Source organism: Enteroscipio rubneri (assembly GCF_002899715.1).
GTDB lineage: Bacteria > Actinomycetota > Coriobacteriia > Coriobacteriales > Eggerthellaceae > Enteroscipio > Enteroscipio rubneri.
Genome location: NZ_PPEK01000042.1, coordinates 1 through 512 on the forward strand (window position 1 = coordinate 1; position 512 = coordinate 512).

At 50.4% G+C, this 512-nt stretch carries 1 protein-coding gene and 1 pseudogene; both read right to left on the bottom strand.

Annotated elements, in window-relative coordinates:
• Nucleotides 1-186: pseudogene (locus C2L71_RS11865) on the bottom strand (NUDIX hydrolase); the annotation flags it as partial.
• A 6-nt stretch (nt 187-192) separates the two neighbouring features.
• Nucleotides 193-512, bottom strand: a 320-nt coding sequence (locus C2L71_RS12220) for a hypothetical protein (RefSeq protein WP_204600490.1), incomplete at its 5' end; no start/stop codon positions are given.

Sequence of the window (512 nt, forward strand, 5' to 3'; positions counted from 1 at the left end):
GTGGAACACCATGAGCGTCTGCGTTTTGGCGGGATCGACCGTCCAGATCGAGCACGTCATATGCGCGAGCGACGAGCGGTCGAAGACCCGCGGGTTGGATTCCAGCTGCTCGAGGATGACCTGCCGGTCAGCAATCTCCTGCTGGTTGAAAGGTTGGTAGGCGCGTATGTCGGAGATGAGAGGCATGGATTGTCAGTCCAGTTGGTGCTTTGTTTTGTATTTAGCAACGATGTCGTCGCACCAAGATTCGACATAATTCGGTACTTGTTGAAATGCGCAAGGGTCGAGTTGATAGAGATAATCCCCTCCGATATGGTACGTTTCGTCAGCGAATCTTGTCATGATTGTCTTATCGCAAGTTGAGAGAAGGTCGCTTTCCTCAAGAATAATCCGGAGGAACTGCAGTTTTTCGTAAGCTGATTCGCTCTGTTCGTAGCATGAGACGATATACGACGAGCCGTTCTTAACCCGTTCGTACCATTCTTGATATGCGAACTGGATGCTCGTCAAGT